Here is a 2,164-nt window from a genome sequence, read left to right as displayed (position 1 = left end):
GTGTGCCCGTAGATTGCCCCGGCGGAGCCGCTGCCGTACTGGGCGGAGATGATCTGCCCGACCTTGATGTTGGCCCAGTCGGAGGAGGTGGCGTATCCGGCGAGGATGGAGTTGCCGTTACCAGTGGGGTATCCGAGTCCCGCCTGCTGGTAGACGTGGCTGACCCATGTGGCGCACAGGTCCGCGCCGGGCCATGGGGTGACGAGGGCCGCGTTGACGATGGCTTTGCCGGTTTCGTCCGCGTTGGCGTAGTCCTCGCCCAAGCCGCCCGCCCCGCCGGTGAGCAGCGCGTAGAACTGCTGGGCTGCGGGCAATCGGTTCTCGGTGAAGGAGGACGGTGCAACGTCGGAGCGGGGCCGTTCGTAGCAGGCCATGAAAGCGTAGGTGGCAAAGCCCACATCCGTACTGGACTGCCATGCCTCGTAGCTTACGTCCTTGCCCGCGTAGTCGGTGATGGCCCCGTAGTAGCCGCTGTTGTGGAGCGCGGTGCCCCATAAGCCTTGCAGGTTGGAGGCGATGTACTCGGTCTGGGCTGTAGCGGAATCCTTCTGTTTGCCGTTGGCGTCGCACCAGTTGGCGAAGGCCGTGTAGGAACTGCCGGTGAACTGGTACAGGCCGTACCCGGAGGAGGCGTCGCCCACAGTTGGGTCCCAACCGGATTCGCCTTGGATGTTGCCCATGATGGAGGCGATCTGCACCGGGCCGTAGCCTGCTTGAGAGAGGGCCGTGGCTACCTCCAACTGCACACCGCTCAAGCCGTTCAGGCTGACCTGATTCTGCTGCTGAGTAGAGGACCCGGAGGCCCCGCCCAGCACGGCGATGAACACGACGACGAGAAGAATGCCCAGAAGGGGGGCCAGTAGTCCGCCGAATGCCCCCGCGACCGCTTTCAGCCCTCCTCCTGCGGCCCCTTTGAGGCCCGCCGTGGTGGCGGAATGGGCGGCGGCTGTCTTCGACGCGGCGGCCGCCGCGTTTTTTGCCGCCGCCTGATAGGTGCGCCGTTTGACGTAGCCTGCGGCCTGCGCCCTGCGTTTCACGGCGGCTGGGTCCGCCGCCTTTCTCAGGTATTTCTTCTCGGATAGTCCGCCGAGGGGGCTGCCCGGCTGCGTGGGATCGCGCCCGTCCAAGGACAGCGTGCGCTTGGCCTTGGATGCGGACAGCCTGCCCTTGACGTATCTGGCGGCGCGGACCACCGCCTTTCCCTTGTAGTAGGCGTCATCCACGCCTTCCAGCTCGGACCCTTCAAGAGTGCTGTGCACGGCTTTGGCGGCGAGGCCCTTCGCCGCACCCTTGGCCCCGCCTTTGCTCCGGGTCCTGATGGTGCGCCCGCCTGATTCGCCGGTATCGCCGGATTCGGACTCTGCGGTACGGTCGCCGTGGCTTTTGGCGGTGGCCGCGAGGACGGCATTGCCCATGCCCGCCTTCGCGGCCTTCCTGATGGCGGATGCGCCGTTGAGGGCGCTGACGCCCTTCTTGTCCGCGCTGTCCACGATGCCCGTGTTCACCGCGTCGGTCTGCTCCGTGAACAGGAGCCGTTCGCTGGCCGCCACCTTCTGTTCGGAGGTGGTGACGAAATCCGAAGCCTTCACCGGCGATCACCGTCCTTTCCCTGCATGGCTTACTTGCGCTGTGTGTCCTTGTCCTTGGTTTCGTTGGGGTTGGTGCTCCACAGGTCGTAGAGATCGTTTCCGGAGGGGAACCGTCCACGGATGGGCACGCGGGCGTTCCCGGCGATCAGCAGGCCGTCGCCCGCCTCCGCGCTCTCGTCGATGCACTCCTCCTCCTGCTCGGACAGGTTCAGCAGTTCCGTCCACTTCATGCGGTCCAGAGGGGACTGCTTCAGGAGCATGAGGAAGTCGGCGTTCAGCACGATGTTGCGTGCCGCACTGTTGTTGAGCATCGCCACCGCGTTCTGGGTGATTCCGGTCAGGAGCAGGCCGAATTTGCGGCCCTCGTTGGAGAACCGGCTGAAGTAGTTGAGCACGGTCGGGTAGGCGAACATGCTCTGCATCTCCTCCACGTACAGCCATGTGCGCACGCCCCTGCGGGCGTTGAAGTACATGCGGTTTCGCACGGCCTCGCACACGTTGATGAGGGCGAACACCAGCATGGAGTCCGGCAGGTCCTTCAGGTTGAAGTCCACGATGCGGCTGTTGAAATCCAC

Annotated in this window: 1 protein-coding gene and 1 pseudogene; both read right to left on the bottom strand. The window is 65.0% G+C overall.

The annotated features are described in order from the left end of the window. Positions 1–1,259: phage tail tip lysozyme (locus tag B5G37_RS14310; RefSeq protein ID WP_242962903.1), on the bottom strand; the 1,259-nt coding region annotated here is incomplete at its 3' end. Positions 1,260–1,618: 359 nt separating this feature from the next. Then, positions 1,619–2,164: pseudogene (locus B5G37_RS15330) on the bottom strand (hypothetical protein); the annotation flags it as partial.

This window comes from Pseudoflavonifractor sp. An85 (genome assembly GCF_002161235.1).
Lineage (GTDB): Bacteria > Bacillota > Clostridia > Oscillospirales > Oscillospiraceae > Enterenecus.
Note: the sequence above shows the minus strand (reverse complement) of the source record. Positions and strands in the feature narration are given on the sequence as shown.